The sequence below is a fragment of the Pasteurella multocida genome (assembly GCF_900187275.1).
GTDB lineage: Bacteria > Pseudomonadota > Gammaproteobacteria > Enterobacterales > Pasteurellaceae > Pasteurella > Pasteurella multocida.
This window is the reverse complement of sequence record NZ_LT906458.1, coordinates 2,143,841-2,162,548: the sequence shown is the minus strand read 5'-3', so window position 1 is coordinate 2,162,548 and position 18,708 is coordinate 2,143,841. Positions and strand designations below refer to the sequence as shown.

Genomic DNA, 18,708 nt, shown 5'->3' with positions numbered 1-18,708 from the left:
TGCGCAAACGATTACGCAAGTTATATATCAATCAAAAGATGTCGTGCTACATTGCTTTTAGCACGACGTTAAACAGGATTATTTGCAATTTAAAGGAATCAACATGGATCAACTTGAAATGAAAAAAATGGCTGCGGCAGCCGCACTGCAATACGTGAAGCCCGATTCAATCATTGGGGTAGGCAGTGGCTCAACAGTCAATTGTTTTATTGAAGCGCTAGGGAGTATGCGAGATCAAATTAAAGGGGCGGTGGCGGCCTCAAAAGCCTCAGAAGCCTTATTAGCAAAACAAGGGATTGAAGTGTTTAGTGCCAATGAGGTTTCAAGCCTTGATATCTATGTCGATGGTGCCGATGAGATTAACCCACAGAAAATGATGATCAAAGGCGGAGGTGCCGCACTAACCCGTGAAAAAATTGTGGCAGCGTTGGCAAAAAAATTCATTTGTATCGTTGATACAAGTAAACAAGTTGATGTGCTCGGCTCAACTTTCGCCTTACCAGTTGAGGTGATTCCAATGGCGCGCTCCCAAGTGGCGCGTAAATTAGTCGCCTTAGGTGGCTCACCAGAATACCGCGAAGGTGTTGTTACAGATAATGGTAACGTGATTTTAGATGTCTATCATTTTGCTATTATGAATCCTGTTGAAATGGAAAAAGAATTAAATAATGTGCCGGGCGTGGTCACCAATGGCATTTTTGCTCTACGCGCAGCAGATATTATTATTGTCGGCACGCCTGAAGGTGCCAAAGTCATTGAATAACAAAAAGGAAAGCAAACATGACGACCAAAGTGTCTTTAGATAAATCTAAAATTAAATTTCTCTTATTAGAAGGTGTCCATCAAACGGCATTGGAAGTGCTACAAAATGCTGGCTATACCAACATTGAATACCATAAAAAAGCCTTAGATGATGATGAATTAAAAGAAGCCATTAAAGATGCGCACTTTGTGGGTATCCGCTCACGCACGTTCTTAACGGAAGAAGTACTTGCCCATGCACAAAAATTAATTGCGATTGGTTGTTTCTGTATCGGTACTAACCAAGTCAATTTACAAGCAGCAAAATTACGTGGTATTCCAGTGTTTAATGCGCCGTTTTCAAATACCCGTTCTGTAGCAGAGTTAGTGTTAGGGGAAATTCTCCTGTTAATGCGTAACGTTCCCCAAGCCAATGCCGAAGTACACCGTGGGATTTGGAATAAATCAGCCAATGGATCACATGAAGTACGTGGTAAAAAACTGGGTATCATTGGTTACGGGCATATCGGTTCACAGTTAAGTATTATTGCGGAGTCACTCGGGATGCGCGTATTCTTCTATGATATCGAGAATAAATTGCCATTAGGCAATGCGCAGCAATTACGTACATTAGAAGAACTTCTGTCTAGCTGTGATGTAGTGTCATTACATGTGCCTGAAAATGCCTCAACCAAAAACCTCATCAGTGCAGAACGCATCGCACAATTAAAAGAAGGCGCCATCTTAATTAATGCGGCAAGAGGAACAGTAGTAGATATTGATGCCTTAGCACAAGCCTTAGAGGCTGGCAAAATCCGTGGCGCAGCCTTAGATGTCTTCCCAGAAGAACCCGCCTCCATTCAAGAGGAATTTGTTTCACCGTTGCGTGCTTTTGATAATGTGATTCTTACGCCGCACATCGGTGGCTCCACGTCAGAAGCACAAGAAAACATTGGTGCAGAAGTATCCGGTAAATTTGTCAAATATTCAGATAATGGTTCTACCCTTTCTGCGGTCAACTTCCCTGAAGTGTCACTCCCTGAACATGTTGGTACTAAACGCTTATTACATATTCACCACAATAAACAAGGGGTACTCAATAAGATTAACCAAGTGTTTGTGGATGCTAACGTGAATATCGCCGCACAATATTTACAAACAGACCCAGCGATCGGTTATGTCGTAATCGATGTTGAGACAGAAGACACACACAGCTTATTAACGCAATTAAAAGAGATTGAAGGCACGATTCGCGCACGCGTCTTGTACTAGTGATAGACTTCATCTCATGCAAAGTGCGATCATTCAGATCGCATTTTGTCTTTTAGGGCTTATCAATTTCTGCCCAGCTTTATGCTATAATCGCCAAACTGTGACTTTACTGTGGACGGATAATTCGTATCGATGAAAAAATGGCTTACTTCGTTTTTCCTGCTCATTCTCGTGGGGTTAGGGATTTTGTTTGTTGCTTACCAACATATTCAGCAATTTATGGACACGCCGGTCAACGTCAAAGCGGATCAGCTTTTAACCGTCGAACGCGGCACCACAGGCAATAAACTTGCTACGCTTTTAGAACAAGAGAAGATCCTCGATAACGCCAATTTGCTCCCTTACTTGCTTAAATTAAATCCCCAACTCAATAAAATCAAAGCGGGAACGTATTCAATGCAAGGGGTCAATACCGTCGCAGATTTGATTCATGTACTCAATCAAGGTAAAGAAGCCCAATTCAGCATTCAATTTATTGAAGGTGATAACTTTGCGAATTGGCGAAAAAATTTGGAAAAAGCACCGCACTTAGTACAAAGCTTAAAAGGCAAAACGGAAGCCGACATTTTTGCGTTATTAGAGTTACCTCACGACGTAAAACAAATTCAAGAGTGGAAAAAAGTGGAAGGCTGGCTTTATCCAGACACTTACCACTACACGCCCAATTCTACGGATCTTGCATTACTTAAACGTGCGTCAGAGCGGATGAAAAAGGTTCTGGCACAGGCATGGGAAAAACGAGATGCTGATTTACCCCTTGCGAATGCCTATGAGATGCTCATTCTTGCCTCTATTGTGGAAAAAGAAACTGCGATTGAAGCGGAACGCGGGAAAGTTGCCTCCGTGTTTATCAATCGTTTAAGACAAAATATGCGCTTACAAACAGATCCCACTGTGATTTATGGTATGGGCGAAAAATATGATGGCAATATCCGTAAAAAAGATTTAGAAACCCCAACTGCGTATAATACTTACATCATTAGCGGCTTACCGCCAACCCCCATTGCGATGCCGAGTGAAAGTGCTTTATTCGCGGTGGCAAAACCAGAAAAAACTGATTATTTATACTTTGTTGCCGATGGTTCTGGCGGACATAAATTCAGCAAAACGCTGGCTGAACACAATCGTGCCGTACAACAGTATTTACGCTGGTATCGTAGTCAAAAAAATGGAAATTAATATGACAACAGGAAAATTTATTGTACTTGAAGGCATTGAGGGTGCAGGTAAAACAACGGCACGTGATAGCATAGTGCGTGCATTGCATGCTCATGGTATCCATGACATTGTATTTACGCGAGAACCTGGTGGAACCCCCTTAGCAGAGAAATTACGCCAGCTGATTAAACATGAAACAGAAGAACCCGTGACCGACAAAGCAGAGCTCCTCATGTTGTATGCCGCACGTATTCAATTGGTCGAGAATGTGATCAAACCTGCTTTAGCACAAGGAAAGTGGGTAATTGGTGATCGTCATGATATGTCATCACAAGCCTATCAAGGCGGAGGACGCCAACTCGATCAACATTTGCTCCATACCCTCAAGCAAACTATTTTAGGTGAGTTTGAACCCGACTTAACCCTTTATTTAGATATCGATCCCGTCCTCGGCTTAAGCCGCGCAAAAGGGCGTGGGGCTTTAGATCGTATCGAACAACAAAATTTGGATTTTTTCCACCGCACTCGCCAACGCTACCAAGAGTTGGTGCGCCATAACCCGAAAGCCGTGACCATTGATGCCTCCCAGACGATGAGCAAAGTGGCAGAAGATGTGGAAAGTGCGATAGAGACTTGGTTGACTACACATTAAACAGATGATGACATTGTATCCTTGGCTGTTGCCTTACTATCAACAACGTATTGATGCCTTCCAACAAGGACATGGGCATCATGCGCTCTTGTTTCAAGCCGAGCAAGGCTTAGGCACTGAACAGCTATTATTTGCCTTAGGTCATTGGCTCATTTGCCAGCAACCGCAAAACCAACAACCTTGCCAACAATGTCATCATTGTCATTTGTTTCAAGCCCAAACTCATCCTGATATCTATACCTTGACCCCGATTGAAAATAAAGATATTGGTGTGGATCAAGTGCGTGAAGTGAATGAGAAAATTAATCAACATGCCCAACAAGGAGGCAATAAGATCATCTATGTGCTGGGTGTTTCGCGTTTAACCGAAGCCGCTGCCAATGCGATGTTAAAAACCCTTGAAGAACCACGTCCAAATACTTATTTTCTGCTATACGCAGAAGCATCCGACTCAGTGATGCCGACGATTTATAGTCGCTGCCAAACGCAAAAATTGGCGCTCCCAGCTGAAACCAGTGCGATCGTTTGGTTACAGCAACAAACGACACAAGAAATTGCAGCAATCCAGACCGCACTTCGTATTAGCTATGGGCGACCATTGCATGCCTTAACGGTACTACAACAAGATTTATTGGAAAAACGTCGTGAGTTTTTGCGTCAATTCTGGCTATTTTATCGGAAACGTTCTCCGTTAGAACTGTTACCTTTTTTTGATAAAGCCATTCTCCTCCACCAACTTGACTGGTTACTCGCTTTTTTAAGTGATGCTCTCAAAGCAAAATTACAGATTAAAAGCGATTGGTTATGTCAGGATCTCGCTGCTGGCGTACTGCAATTAAGTCAACAACAAAGCGCACAGGCATTACTTCATGCCACACACATCATACAGAAAGTACGTACCGATTTAACGCAAATTAATGCCGTCAACCAAGAACTCATCTTATTAGACGGTCTCACTCAATTAATTACCGATGTATTTGAAGGATAAAATATGTTTATTGTCGATTCCCACTGTCATCTTGATGCACTGGATTATGAAAACTTACACAGCAGTGTTGATGACGTGGTTAACAAAGCCATGGAAAGAGAAGTGAAACATTTACTTGCTGTAGGGGTTACCTTAACTCGTTTTGAGCAAATTTATGCCACATTGGCTAAATTTAAGAATGTTTCTTTAGCATGTGGTGTACACCCCCTCGATCTGGATGATGAGCCATTTGATGCCGATCGTCTGTTGAAATTAGCTGATGATCCCAAAGTTGTCGCGATTGGTGAAACCGGATTAGATTACTATTACAGCGCAGAAAATAAAACAACCCAACAGGCGATTTTTGCCAACCAAATTCAAATTGCTAACCAATTGAATAAACCGGTAATTGTGCATACTCGCAGTGCCCGAGAAGATACCATTCGTTTGCTGGCTGAAAACCATGCGGATAAGTGCGGTGGCGTATTACATTGTTTTACTGAAAATTGGGACATGGCGAAAAAAGGCTTAGATTTAGGACTGTATATTTCGCTGTCGGGTATCATCACGTTTAAAAATGCAGAAGAAATTCGTGATGTGGCACGCCGTGTACCTCTTGACCGTTTATTAATCGAAACAGATTCCCCTTATTTAGCGCCAGTCCCTTATCGTGGCAAACAAAATCAACCTGCTTATGTACGCGAAGTCTGTGAGTATGTGGCGACATTAAAAGGCGTGTCTTTTGAAGAGTTTGCCCAACTCACTACACAAAACTTTGAACGTTTGTTCAAAATTAATGTACAATAAATCAACTATATACTGGGTGGATAATACTTATTAAGGGAAATACGATGCGAAAATTTTTTAAATACTTTTTTCTGACGGTGATTTTTGTTTTTCACCTCGTCTTATTCGCAACCGTGAATTTCGTCACACCAAGTTATGAAGTGACTAAAGTGACGGGGGTCGAGGTGAAACGGGTCGATAAAGATGGTCCGATCACGAAAGCCAATCCAGCCGATGGTCCAACCCGTGACGTCTATTTTATTAATACACAAAACCAAGATGGCAAGATTATGGTTTACCGCAATGAGGACACGCGTTGGGGTTTCCCATTCTATTTCAAATTTGGCTCAGCCAATTTACATGCTGAGGCAGAAGCATTAATTAAAGAAGGACAGAAAGTACAAATTAAATACTATGGATGGCGTTTAGTGATGTTTGATGAATTCCGTAATGCGCTCAATATTAAAGCAATGGATGAACATGCCTCACCATCACATCCAATTTTCGCCTACATTTTGTATTTTATATTACTCATTACGCTTTTCTTTTCAGTCCAATTCATTCGTGGCTGGTTTGATAGCGAAAACTAGCGCCTCTTTTCTCTCACGTGGTTTAATCTCACATTAAGCCACGTTTTGTTTCTTCCTAGCCTCCCTTACCGTTCAAAACAGAGATATTTTATGAGTTTATTTGAAGCAATTCTAAGTTTAGGCATACTGATCATTATCAGTGCGGTGATTTCAGCCGCTGAAATGTCACTCGCCGGTGCGCGAAAAATCAAACTACAAAGTTTAGTCAACGACGGTGATGCTCGCGCGCAATTAGTACTTGAGCTACAAAGCCAACCGGGACGCTTTATTACCGTTGTCCAAATCGGCTTAAATATGGTCGCCATTTTAGGTGGAATTATTGGCGAAAGTGCGATTCGCCCCTACTTAGCCCTCGTCTTAACCCAACACGTCAGTGTCGAATGGCTAGATAGCGCCGCCTCTTGGTTGGCATTCGCTTTAGTCACAACCTTATTTGTGCTGCTTGCGGATCTCGTGCCTAAACGTTTAGCGATGATTAATCCTGAAAAAGTGGCACTGCGTACTGTACGTATTATGTCTGTCTGTATTTTCTTACTCAAACCCTTGGTGATGATTTTTGATTCTATTGCCAATGGCTTTTTTAAGCTCTTTAGAATTTCGACCATACGTGAAGAAAATATGACTCCAGAAGATATCGTCGCGATTGTCGGGGCAGGAGCAGAGGCTGGGGTTGTTAATGCTCAAGAGCATTATTTGATCGAAAATATTTTTGAGATGCAACAACGTACAGTCACTTCAACGATGACAACGCGTGAAAATATTGTGTTTTTAGACCGCTCTTTTGATCGCCAAGCCGTGCTAGATACCCTCACGCACAATTCGCATTCTAAATTATTAATTTGTGATAACGGCTTAGATCGCATTCTCGGTTATGTAGAATCGCACACATTACTGACAATGTATCTCCAAGTTGAAAAAGGGGTCTCATTAACAGACAGTCGTCTTTTACGTAAAGCCCTATTTATTCCAGATACGCTCTCGTTATTTGAAGTGCTTGAATTATTCAAATCGACAGGGGAAGATTTTGCTGTGATTGTTAATGAGTACGCACTGGTGGTCGGGATTATTACTTTAAATGATGTGATGAGCATTGTTATGGGTGAATTAGTGTCGAATGAAGAAGAACAAATCGTGCGCCGTGATGAAGACTCTTGGTTGATTGATGGTGCAACGCCCTTGGAAGATGTCATGCGCGCCCTCAATTTAAGTCATTTTCCGGGCGAAGAAAATTACGAAACAATCGGTGGCTTTATGATGTATATGCTGCGTAAGATTCCGAAAAAAACCGATTTTGTATTGTATGATAAATACAAATTTGAAATTATTGATACCGAAAATGTGAAAATTGACCAACTGTTAGTTTCTCTCAGAAAGGACATTGACCCTACCGCTTAAATGCTCACATTCCCACTGCAACAGAAACAAATAGATCATAATTCTTATCCGATCTAAGTGTTTTGTTGCAGTACTCAGGGCGAAAGGCGTAGGTTAGCGAAAAATCCCACCACCAAATGCCTTTCCTCCCCATTTCCTGAGATCAATCCCTTGAGACTATTTCTCACTTGAAAAGAAAAAATCCCTACAAAGCATAAACAGCGTCATTTGATAGTACGACAGTTTTTTCATGTTGTTATGATCACTATCATATTAAAATGTCCGTTCTCTTTGTATGATAAATTCATTTTCTCGGATTGAGGTGGTAATGCAAACTCCTTTTCAATTAATGGCAAAGCCAACAGGCTCATTGTGTAATTTAGATTGTAAATATTGTTTCTATCTCGAAAAACCACATCTACAGCAACGCGCGATGAGTGATGACATGCTTGAAGCGTATGTCAAAAAATATTTACAACTTGCCCCACAAAAAGAGGTCACTTTTCTCTGGCAAGGTGGTGAGCCAACACTTGCGGGCATTGCGTTTTACCAAAAAGCCGTTGAATTCCAACAAAAATATGCTAACGGTAAAACAATCTATAATGCCCTACAAACTAATGGTGTCCTCTTAGATAAACAATGGTGTCAATTTCTGCAACAAAACCAGTTTTTAGTGGGCTTATCTATTGATGGTCCCGAACATTTGCATGATGTGTACCGCGTAACTAAAAGTCAAAAAGGCACCTTTCATCAGGTCATGCATGCACTGGAAAATCTGATTGCCTTCAACGTGTCTTTCAATACCCTCACTGTTGTCCATAAACAAAATGTGTTACATGGTAAAGCAGTTTACCAATTTCTAAAACAAATTGGCTCGACGTATATGCAGTTCATCCCTTTAATGGGTGAATGGGAACAGCAAGCGGGGGCGAAAGAATACGGTCAATTTATGATTGAGATTTTTGACGAATGGTATGCGCATGATATTGGTAAGATTGGGGTGCAGTTTATTGAGCAGTGGCTCATGGCGTTTTTAGGCATGCAACCGAGTTTATGTATTTTCCGTAAAACCTGTGGTGATCAAATGATCGTCGAACAAAACGGCGATATTTTTAGTTGCGATCACTATGTGTATCCTCACTATAAAATCGGTAATTTAATTGAAACCCCACTCAAACAAATTGTTTATTCCGCACAACAACAAAAATTCGGCGCAGATAAACAAAAGGTGTCCCATAAATGTCAGCAATGTCAATTCTACTTTGCTTGTCATGGAGGCTGTCCTAAGCATCGCACAGTACAAGGTTTCGGTGAAGCACATAATATTTTATGTGAGTCTTACTACAGTGCATTAAGCCATATGTCGCCTTACTTGAAGAAATTAGCCATTTTTTTAACAAAAAAACAAAGATTGTTATGATTTTGTGATCCAGTTCACCCTACAGATATGACAATAATCATACTCATTTTGGTGTTTCTTTTATATGCTATTTACAACTTTTCAAAAATACCCTCTTATTTAACCGCTCATAATATAAGGAGAAGTGAAATGAAAACGTGGAAATCCGCAATTAAAGCGAGCTTAATTGGTTTATTAGGTCTCGTTTCAATCAATTCTATGGCGCAAACAAATTGGCCAACAGCCCCCGTCACAATTATTACGCCTTGGGCGGTAGGCGGACTTGCAGACCAAATTAACCGTGCGATGTCGGAATATGGAAAAGAGCAATATGGTCAACCATTACTGGCAGATAATATTCTGGGCTCAGGTGGTGCAGTCGCATTAACAGAATATACAAAAGAAAAACCAAACACACACAAATTAATTTTAGGGGGTGAAGGGAGCTTTGCTATTGCACCTTTAACAATGAAAGTGGCATACAAATTTGAAGATTTCGTACCAGTCATTAACATTTACTCTTCCACTTTTGTGTTAGTCACCAATCCAAGAACAAAAGTAGACAGTATCCCAAGCTTAAAAGAGTACATTGCAAAAGGGAAAAAAATCAAAATTGCGACCAACGGTACAAACTCCTCTGAAGCATTACAATCTGCCGCTTTATTCAATGAAATGGGGGCAAAATACCAAATCATTCCTTATGACGGTGCGAATGAAGCCTTAACCGCTGTCATTTCAGGGGAAGTTGATTTTGCAACAACACACGCCTCTTTAGCAAAAGAATTCGTCAAAGCAGGAAATGCAAAAGCGGTCGTGGCCTTTGATGAGAAAAAATTGGTTGATGACGTGTATAACTTAGACAGTGTTGTCGATCACGGCTATGATACTTGGATGATCAACACTTGTGCTGTCTTTATTCGTGCCGGCACAGACCAAGCGATCATTGATAAAAACTATCAAGCTCTTAAAAACATCTTAGAAAATCCAAAACTACAACAAACCGCGAAAAATATTGGTATCCGTTTAGATATCAAAGATGGCGCAGCAGTCAAAGCCTATATTGACTCCACCATGGATAAAGCGGCTAAATATTCTAAACTCGTTAAATAACCCACAATAGCCAGCATAGTGTTGACTCTCCCACTATGTTGGTTATTTTTTTGGAGATATTGTGATGAAAATAACTTTTCGCCAAGATTTAGTCGGTGCTGCCGTTTTCCTTATTTTATCCATCACATTATGGTTGTTAGTCCCTTTACAAATTGTCATTGATGAAGATGATGGTATTACTGCACAAACCTTTCCTCGCCTGATTATTGGTCTGATGGCACTTTGTAGCTGTATTTTGCTTGTCAAAGAAATCATCAAAATTATTCGCAAACAACCAAGCAAGATGGTGACCTTAACCTTAAGCGAGGAGTTAAACGCCTCGATTGTTATTCTATTATTGGTATTGTATTGGTTTATGTTGTATTGGTTACCTTTTATGGTTTCCTCCATTATCTTTGCCTTCTTAATGTTACTGTTCTTCCGTTGCCGGAATTGGCAATACTACGCCATTGTTGCCACGGTGATTACGGCTGTTTCTTTTATTTTCGAGTATTTACTTAATATTTCGTTACCGTAGGAGTGTTTATGTTTGACCAAATCATTGCGGGGTTTAACGAGTTCTTTACTTGGGGAAGCTTTCTTTATATTAATCTAGGCCTATTTTTAGGTATCGTCTTTGGTTCGATTCCGGGACTGACTGTCATGCTTTGTTTAGTCCTCTTTCTCCCCATTACGTATTCTTTAAATGCGATTCATTCTTTTATGTTTTTATTGGGCATTTATTGTGCGGGAAGCTACGGGGGATCCATTTCTGCGATTCTCATCAAAACCCCCGGCACCCCACACGCTGCCGCCACCATGTTAGATGGTAATCCATTAGCGAACCGAGGTATGGCACAAAAAGCCTTAAACGTTGCCCTGTACGCATCATTTGTTGGAGGAATTGTCAGTGCGCTGGTATTGCTCTTCTTGGCACCAGAAGTCGCCAAAGTCGCCCTCAAAATGGGTTCACCGGAATACTTTCTGATTTGTGCCTTTGGCTTAACCATTATTGCCGGTGTCAGTGGAGAAAGTTTATTAAAAGGGATTATCTCGGGCTGTTTGGGTTTATTCCTGTCCTTCATTGGTATGGATCTGATCAGCGGCAGTACAATGCGTTTTGCCTTTGATAACATTAATTTATATGGTGGTTTTGATCTGGTTGTGGTCTTAATTGGGTTATTTGCCTTAATCGAAATTATCAATAAAGGGCGTGATCTAAAAAGCCATGGAAATAAGCAAGTCGAACCGCCTAAACTCGATAAAGGCACCGTGTCGAAAAGTGAATGGTTGCGTTTACCGAAACCCCTTGCCATTGGTTCATTATCGGGTATTTTAGTCGGTATCATTCCCGGAACTGGCGCCTCTATCGCGTCTTTCCTCAGCTATGACTTTTCCAGAAAAGTGTCTAAAAAGCCCGAAGAGTTTGGCAAAGGCTCTGTCGAAGGAATTGCTGCCGCTGAATGCGCTAATAATGCGATCACAGGTACCGCACTTGTTCCCTTATTAACCTTAGGTATCCCGGGCGATGCCGCAGTTGCTTTAATGTTAGGCGCTCTCATGATTAACGGCTTAACACCTGGTCCAAACTTATTCCAGAATCATGGCACGGCGGTCTATGCGATTATGATTGGACTGATTTTCGTTAATATTTTCATGCTTATCCAAGGCAAATATTTACTGAAATTCTTTGCCAAAGTGGTGAAAATCCCGCAACAAATTTTAATTCCTATCATTGCGGTCTTCTGCTTTGCTGGCGCTTATTCTCTCAAAGAATCCATGTTTGATGTCGGTGCTGCATTGGTCTTTGGCATTATTGCTTATCTGATGGATAAGCTTGGGTTCTCCGCAGTACCAACCTTACTTGGTCTGGTATTAGGCGCATTGACTGAAAAAAATCTCCGGCGTGCGTTACTCATTTCTGACGGAGACTGGACCCTCTTTTTAGAAAGACCGTTCTCACTGGCGTTCTGTCTCTTAATCTTAGTAACCATCATGAGCATTGTGTTCAATAATTACAAAAAAGCGAAAAAGGGCTATTAAACGAGGAAGCATTATGACTAGACCTAATATTATTTTTTATTTCACTGACCAACAGCGTTGGGATACCGTGGGTGCTTATGGGCAACCACTTGATATTACACCAACATTAGATAAATTAGCCGAGGATGGTGTGGTGTTTGAAGAAGCCTACTCTTCACAACCGGTTTGTGGTCCTTGTCGTTCAATTTTCCAAACGGGATTATACCCAACCGAAACGGGCTGTTTCCGTAATAATATTGCTCTTCCAGAAGGGGTTAAAACCATCGCGGATTATTTTAATGAAAATGATTATGACACTGCCTATATTGGCAAATGGCATTTAGCTAGTGATGGCGAACTTGAAGAAGAGCCAACGATTGATTACACCACCAGTGCGATTCCACCAGAACGTCGTGGCGGATATAAAGGCTTTTGGCGAGCCTCAGATGTCTTAGAATTCACCTCTCACGGCTATGACGGTTATGTTTTTGACGAGAATATGAACAAGTGTGAATTCAAAGGCTATCGCGTTGATTGTATTACCGACTTTGCGCTGGAATATCTCGATCAATATCAAGGCGATAAACCGTTTTTCATGACCATCTCACATATTGAACCTCATCACCAAAACGATCGTCATTGCTATGAAGGACCGGATGGCTCAAAAATCCGTTTCAAAGATTTTGAGTTACCAAAAGATTTAGCAGAATTAAAAGGTAATGCGGCAGAAATGTATCCGGATTACCTTGGCTGCTGCCGTAGCTTAGATGACAACTTAGCGCGTTTAATTGAGAAATTAAAAGAGAAAGGACTCTATGACAATACCATTATTGTCTTCGCCTCTGATCATGGTTCGCACTTTATGACTCGCAACACTGATGAAAACCTCAATGGTTATGATGACTATAAACGCTCTTGCCATTCTTCTGCGTTGCATGTCCCGCTGGTCATTGCTGGCGGCGCATTTAAAGGCGGAAAACGCGTCAAAGACTTAGTCAGTACCGCAAGTTTGCCAAAAACCTTCCTTGCCATGGCGGGCATTGATGTGGGTGATGCGATGATTGGTGAAAACCTACAAGACGTGGTAGAAAATAACATTCCAAACCGAGTAAATGAAGTGTTCGCACAAATCAGCGAAAGCCGAGTAGGTCGCTGTATCCGCACAGAAAAATACTTATATAGTGTTTTCGCACCGAATAAACATGGTGGTGTACACGCGGGCAGTGATGTATATCAAGAAGACTTCCTCTATGATTTAGAGAAAGACCCTTATGAGCTTAATAACCTCGTGCGTGATCCTGCCTACGAACAAGTACGTGTTGAATTACGTGAAAAACTCTGTGAGCATATGCTAAAAGCAAAAGAAGAACGTCCAACGATTCTTCCTGCCGCGTAGCACGATAATAAAAGAAGATCATGCTGATCCAAAAAGCCTGATCTTCTTGTCTTTTCGACATTTCATCTCCTCGGATGTCTATCCATTTTGCGCTTATCTACAGCAAACCACACTGAAAGCACATGGAATAAAATTGCAGAACATAAAAAAAAGTTTAATAATACATGAATACCTACAAAGCGCAGATCCAATCTGTTCCTTTGTTTTTATCCCAATTCGTTAGGTTCTGTTATGTATTCAAATTCTGAAAAAAATCACCGCACTTTGCTGTTCCCCATTTTCTTTTTTGTCTTCGTTAATCTCATCGTTTTCACGCTTTCGCGTTTAGGGCTGTCACTCTGGCAAGCAGAGCGTGTGAGCGCAGTCAATGGCTGGGTCGAGCTATTTGTGCAAGGGCTACGCATTGATATTGTGTCACTGTGTTATTTATTTGGCGTCCCTGCCTTATTCACAGTATTACTTTATCACCATAATGCGCTCGGTCGCGTTTGGCAAAAAATATTACGTGTTTGGTTAACCTTTGGCAGTGTCTTTATCTTGTTCATGGAAATTGCCACACCTGCATTTATTGAGACCTATGATTTCCGACCAAACCGCCTTTTCATTGAATACCTCATTTATCCAAAAGAAGTGTTTACTATGCTATTTGAGGGGCATTTGCTCTCCATGGTAATTAGCTTAGTTGTCACTGCCACTGCAACACTCTGTTATTGGAAATTAGCGGGATGGGCAGTGAAAAACTTATCTTCACCGAGTTGGAAATTCCGTCCAGTTGTTGCTCTGTTAGTGATCGCTATTGCCTTTATCGGTGCCCGATCAACTTTTGCGCATCGCGGTATTAATCCGGCGATGGTTGCCTTCTCTTCCGACGGTTTAGTCAATTCATTAGTCCTCAACTCAGGCTATTCTGTTATTTATGCTGCACAACAATTTAAAGATGAAGACAATGCTGCCTCTTTATACGGCAAAATGGCAGATGATGAAATGCTACGTATTGTAAAACAAACGCGTGGTCGTCCAGAAAGTGACTATATTTCTAGTCAATATCCAACCTTAACCAGAAACCAAGCCACTTACCAAGGCAAACCTAAAAATATTGTGATTATTTTAGAAGAAAGTCTTGGCGCACAATTTATTGGCAGTTTAGGCGGATTACCCCTTTCTCCAGAATTCGATAAATTAGCACAAGAAGGCTGGTTATTTGAGAACCTGTATGCGACAGGAACCCGTTCTGTACGTGGGATTGAAGCCGTTACCGCGGGCTTTACTCCAACACCGGCACGAGCCGTCGTCAAACTCAGTAACAGCCAACATGGTTTCTTTACCATTGCCGAATTATTAGCTAAACAAGGCTACCATACCTCGTTTATTTACGGTGGTGAAAAGCATTTCGATAATATGGCAAGCTTCTTCTATGGCAATGGCTTCCAATACATTATTGATGAATTGGATTACGTCAATCCTAAATTCAAAGCGACATGGGGAGTGAGTGATGAAGACTTATTTGATAAAGCCCATGAAACTTTTACCGCCTTACATAAAGAAGGTAAACCGTTCTTTAGTTTAGTGTTTAGCTCAAGTAACCATGATCCGTTTGAGTTCCCTGACGGTAAAATTGAACTTTATGAACAACCAAAACAAACCCGCAATAATGCGGCGAAATATGCAGACTATGCGATTGGTCATTTCTTTAAATTAGCTAAACAAGCAGATTACTGGAAAGATACGCTGTTTTTAGTCATTGCTGACCATGATTCTCGTGTCGGCGGTGCTGCGTTAGTACCGATTAAGCACTTTCATATCCCTGCTTTATTGTTAGGCGATCATGTAGAAATAAAACGTGATGCCCGTCTCGTCAGCCAAATTGATATGCCTACAACGTTGCTGTCTTTAGCTGGCATCAGTGGCGATTATCCGATGATTGGTTATGACTTAACCAAAGAAGACAATCCAAATCGTGCTTTTATGCAATATGATCAAACTCTCGCCATGATGAAAGGTAACGAGGTTGTCATCCTTGCCCCCAAAGTTGAAGCCAAAGGTTATCTCTATGATAAACAAACCAATCGTTTTACAGAGGCGAATTTATCAGAAGCGCTAAAAAAAGAAGCACTGGCACATTCACTCTTGGGTAGTTATTTATATAAAAATAGGTTATATAAATCAGAGGATAAAAAATAAACAACACTAAGCAATAATAGGACAAAAATCGTCCTACATACTGAATTTTATCTTTTAGAAAGGCTTATTAATTGAAATAAAATGAAAAATTACGGCGTAATCGATCATTTTATTTCATTTTTCAGCACAAAAAGTGATATAAATATAATCATCATAAAAAAAAGATATTGAGGGGAAAAATGTTAACACCAATTCAAAACTTTCTGAAACAAGAAGCGGCAGGTGGTATTCTGCTGTTCATTTTTGCAACCTTAGCCATTATTTTAGCCAATACCCCATTAAGTTATTTATACTTTGATTTTTTGCAAACACCAGTGAGTGTCCAAATTGGTGCATTCATCATCAATAAACCGCTTTTAATGTGGGTCAACGATGGTCTTATGGCCGTGTTTTTCATGCTCGTCGGAATGGAAGTTAAACGTGAATTACTAGAAGGCTCGTTATCCAGTTATCAACGTGCTGTTTTTCCCGCCATTGCGGCAACAGGCGGTATGGTTGTTCCTGCAATTGTCTTTCTTGTGTTTAACGCAACACATCCTGAATTTCAAGAGGGATGGGCGATTCCGATGGCAACGGATATCGCTTTTGCCCTTGGCGTCATCGCCTTATTAGGTAAACGTGTTCCACTCGCGCTGAAAATTTTCTTGTTGGCACTGGCGATTATTGATGACTTAGGGGCGATTGTTGTTATTGCGCTATTTTTCTCTCATGATTTAAGTCCACAAGCCTTTATCTTCGCGGGGGTTGCTGTGGCAATTTTGATCACAATGAACCGTTTAAAAATTACTGCACTCTCGGCTTACGGCATTGTCGGTATTATTCTTTGGGCATCCGTACTCAAATCAGGTGTACACGCCACTTTGGCGGGAGTGATTATCGGTTTTTGTATCCCATTAAACGGTAAGAAAGGCGAGCGCCCACTAGATGACTTTGAACATACTTTATCACCTTGGAGTGCCTTTGCGATTCTCCCACTGTTTGCTTTCTGTAATGCTGGGGTTTCATTAATTGGTATGGGAATGGATAACTTAACCTCTACGTTACCAATGGGGATTGCCCTTGGCTTACTCTTAGGTAAACCTCTGGGGATTTTCTCATTCTGTTTTGTGGCAGTAAAATTAGGCATTGCTAAGCTGTCTGAAGGCATTAATTTCAAACAAATTTTTGCTGTGTCTGTACTCTGTGGAATTGGATTTACCATGTCCATGTTCCTTGCTGGTCTCGCCTTTGGTGGAGAAAGTGATAGCGAAAATGTCACTGCACTCGCCCGTTTAGGTATTCTGATTGGTTCTGGTTTCTCCGCAGTGTTAGGTTATTTACTGTTGAAAATGTCCACAAAAGACCCCATTGAGGCACAATAAATCAAATAAAAAACACCACCAACAAATATAAGAGTGGTGTTTTTTTATCCATTAGAAAAAAGAGCATTGACGACAGGCATGCTGCCAATCAGACAAGCCTCCAGTGCTTCACAAACACAGGAATAGATTATGTTACGCGTACGCTATGCACATGAAAGAGGAAAAAGTCATCCCGCAATCCACTGGCTAAGGGGATATCATAGTTTTTCCTTTGCTGATTATTATTCTCCCCAACATATACACTTCTCACATTTACGTGTGATTAACGAAGATATTATTGCCCCACAACACGGTTTCGGTATGCATCCGCATCAAGATATGGAAATTTTAACCTATATCTTGTCTGGCACAATTGAACATCAAGATAGTATGGGTAATCACACCCAATTACATGCTGGCGAATTTCAAATCATGTCGGCAGGATCAGGCGTGCATCACGCTGAAATCAATCCAAGTAGTGAGCATGATGTCCATTTATACCAAATCTGGATCTTACCGAAGTCAAAAGGCATTGCACCGCGTTATGAGCAAGGTCGCTTTGCTGACACAGAAGGGGCAACCTTAATTTTATCCCCTGAGGCAAAAGACGGCGCCTTTTATATTCATCAAGACATGTCTTTATGGCGTTGGCAACTTAGTTTAGAACAAAGTGCGGTCAAAACGATTCCACTTTTGCCAACGCGGCGCTATTGGCTACAACTGGTAAAAGGACAACTCCGTGTGAATGACGTCCTACTCAACACCAGTGACGGTCTAGCAATTACACACGAAAATGCCTTACAGATTGAACTGATTCAAAACAGCGAATTTTTATTGTTCGATTTAGTATAACACAAGAAAAATAGCGGAATTCTCCGCTATTTTTTGTTATCCTTAGTCTAATTTAAGCTCTATGGATATTTGCTATGACAGATCAACACGCTTTTGCGACCGAACAAGTGCAACTCGACCCGACTTTATCTCCTACCACAGAAGAAACCACGCATTTTGGCTTTAAAACTGTGGCAAAATCGGAAAAACAAAAAATGGTTGCCAATGTCTTCCATTCCGTCGCGGGCAAATACGATTTAATGAATGATTTACTTTCATTTGGTATTCATCGCGTTTGGAAACGCTTTACCATTGACTGCAGTGGGGTACGTAAAGGACATAAGGTGTTAGATCTGGCGGGTGGAACGGGAGATTTTACGGCAAAATTCTCGCGCCTTGTAGGACCTAGCGGTGAAGTGATCCTTGCTGATATTAATGATTCGATGTTACGGGTCGGTCGGGAAAAACTGCGTAACCTCGGCGTTGTCGGCAATGTTAATTATGTACAAGCTAATGCTGAAGCACTGCCTTTTCCTGACAACACTTTTGATTGTGTGATCATCAGCTTTGGTTTACGTAACGTCACAGACAAAGACAAAGCACTACGTTCTATGTTTCGCGTGTTAAAACCCGGTGGTCGCTTATTGGTGTTGGAGTTTTCCAAACCGATTTTAGATCCACTCAGTAAAATTTATAATTTCTACTCTTTCAATATTTTGCCTAAAATTGGCGAAGTGGTGGTCAATGATAGTGAAAGTTATCGCTATCTTGCTGAATCTATCCGTATGCACCCCGCACAAGATGTTTTAAAACAAATGATGATTGACGCTGGCTTTGAACAAGTTAATTACTATAATTTAAGTGCAGGCATTGTAGCATTACACCGAGGTTATAAGTTCTAACATTGAGG

Annotated in this window: 17 protein-coding genes; all 17 read left to right on the top strand. The window is 41.1% G+C overall.

The window, feature by feature from the left end; all coding sequences use genetic code 11:
• Positions 1 to 103 precede the first annotated feature (103 nt).
• On the top strand, positions 104 to 763 hold the full coding sequence (rpiA, locus tag CKV69_RS10080) for a ribose-5-phosphate isomerase RpiA (RefSeq protein ID WP_005718572.1): 660 nt from the start codon (positions 104 to 106) through the stop codon (positions 761 to 763).
• Between the two features lie 17 nt (positions 764 to 780).
• Positions 781 to 2,013 carry a phosphoglycerate dehydrogenase gene (gene serA / locus CKV69_RS10075; protein WP_005718573.1) on the top strand — a complete coding sequence of 411 codons (1,233 nt, stop codon included), beginning with the start codon at positions 781 to 783 and terminating at the stop codon, positions 2,011 to 2,013.
• Between the two features lie 132 nt (positions 2,014 to 2,145).
• A complete protein-coding gene (mltG, locus tag CKV69_RS10070) occupies positions 2,146 to 3,192 on the top strand; it encodes an endolytic transglycosylase MltG (protein ID WP_015702692.1) in 1,047 nt (348 codons plus the stop codon).
• Between the two features lies 1 nt (position 3,193).
• Positions 3,194 to 3,823, top strand: a complete 630-nt coding sequence (gene tmk, locus CKV69_RS10065; RefSeq protein ID WP_015702691.1) for a dTMP kinase — start codon at positions 3,194 to 3,196, stop codon at positions 3,821 to 3,823.
• Between the two features lie 4 nt (positions 3,824 to 3,827).
• Positions 3,828 to 4,811: a DNA polymerase III subunit delta' gene (locus CKV69_RS10060; protein ID WP_014668519.1), complete on the top strand. Its 984-nt coding sequence runs from the start codon at positions 3,828 to 3,830 to the stop codon at positions 4,809 to 4,811.
• A 3-nt stretch (positions 4,812 to 4,814) separates the two neighbouring features.
• Complete coding sequence (locus CKV69_RS10055) at positions 4,815 to 5,597, top strand: YchF/TatD family DNA exonuclease (RefSeq protein ID WP_005718583.1); 783 nt, start codon at positions 4,815 to 4,817, stop codon at positions 5,595 to 5,597.
• A gap of 44 nt (positions 5,598 to 5,641) precedes the next feature.
• Positions 5,642 to 6,166 carry a DUF1523 family protein gene (locus CKV69_RS10050; protein WP_015702690.1) on the top strand — a complete coding sequence of 175 codons (525 nt, stop codon included), beginning with the start codon at positions 5,642 to 5,644 and terminating at the stop codon, positions 6,164 to 6,166.
• Between the two features lie 90 nt (positions 6,167 to 6,256).
• Positions 6,257 to 7,561: a polyamine export protein PaeA gene (gene paeA / locus CKV69_RS10045; protein ID WP_014668520.1), complete on the top strand. Its 1,305-nt coding sequence runs from the start codon at positions 6,257 to 6,259 to the stop codon at positions 7,559 to 7,561.
• A 307-nt stretch (positions 7,562 to 7,868) separates the two neighbouring features.
• On the top strand, positions 7,869 to 8,960 hold the full coding sequence (locus CKV69_RS10040; protein ID WP_005752200.1) for an anaerobic sulfatase maturase: 1,092 nt from the start codon (positions 7,869 to 7,871) through the stop codon (positions 8,958 to 8,960).
• Between the two features lie 129 nt (positions 8,961 to 9,089).
• Positions 9,090 to 10,049, top strand: coding sequence for a tripartite tricarboxylate transporter substrate binding protein (locus CKV69_RS10035; RefSeq protein ID WP_005724546.1), 960 nt, complete (start codon positions 9,090 to 9,092; stop codon positions 10,047 to 10,049).
• 64 nt (positions 10,050 to 10,113) lie between these two features.
• Positions 10,114 to 10,566 (top strand): tripartite tricarboxylate transporter TctB family protein, encoded by a 453-nt coding sequence (locus tag CKV69_RS10030; protein ID WP_005724548.1) that lies wholly within the window; start codon positions 10,114 to 10,116, stop codon positions 10,564 to 10,566.
• An 8-nt stretch (positions 10,567 to 10,574) separates the two neighbouring features.
• Positions 10,575 to 12,071, top strand: coding sequence for a tripartite tricarboxylate transporter permease (locus CKV69_RS10025; protein WP_015691118.1), 1,497 nt, complete (start codon positions 10,575 to 10,577; stop codon positions 12,069 to 12,071).
• Between the two features lie 13 nt (positions 12,072 to 12,084).
• A complete protein-coding gene (locus CKV69_RS10020; protein ID WP_005752203.1) occupies positions 12,085 to 13,446 on the top strand; it encodes a sulfatase-like hydrolase/transferase in 1,362 nt (453 codons plus the stop codon).
• A 231-nt stretch (positions 13,447 to 13,677) separates the two neighbouring features.
• Positions 13,678 to 15,627: an LTA synthase family protein gene (locus CKV69_RS10015; protein WP_015702689.1), complete on the top strand. Its 1,950-nt coding sequence runs from the start codon at positions 13,678 to 13,680 to the stop codon at positions 15,625 to 15,627.
• Positions 15,628 to 15,806: 179 nt separating this feature from the next.
• Entirely contained in the window at positions 15,807 to 16,988 is a 1,182-nt protein-coding gene (gene nhaA / locus CKV69_RS10010) for a Na+/H+ antiporter NhaA (RefSeq protein ID WP_005724556.1), read from the top strand.
• A 129-nt stretch (positions 16,989 to 17,117) separates the two neighbouring features.
• A complete protein-coding gene (locus tag CKV69_RS10005; protein WP_015702687.1) occupies positions 17,118 to 17,819 on the top strand; it encodes a pirin family protein in 702 nt (233 codons plus the stop codon).
• A gap of 74 nt (positions 17,820 to 17,893) precedes the next feature.
• Positions 17,894 to 18,700: a bifunctional demethylmenaquinone methyltransferase/2-methoxy-6-polyprenyl-1,4-benzoquinol methylase UbiE gene (gene ubiE, locus CKV69_RS10000; protein ID WP_005718653.1), complete on the top strand. Its 807-nt coding sequence runs from the start codon at positions 17,894 to 17,896 to the stop codon at positions 18,698 to 18,700.
• The last annotated feature ends 8 nt before the right edge of the window (positions 18,701 to 18,708 follow it).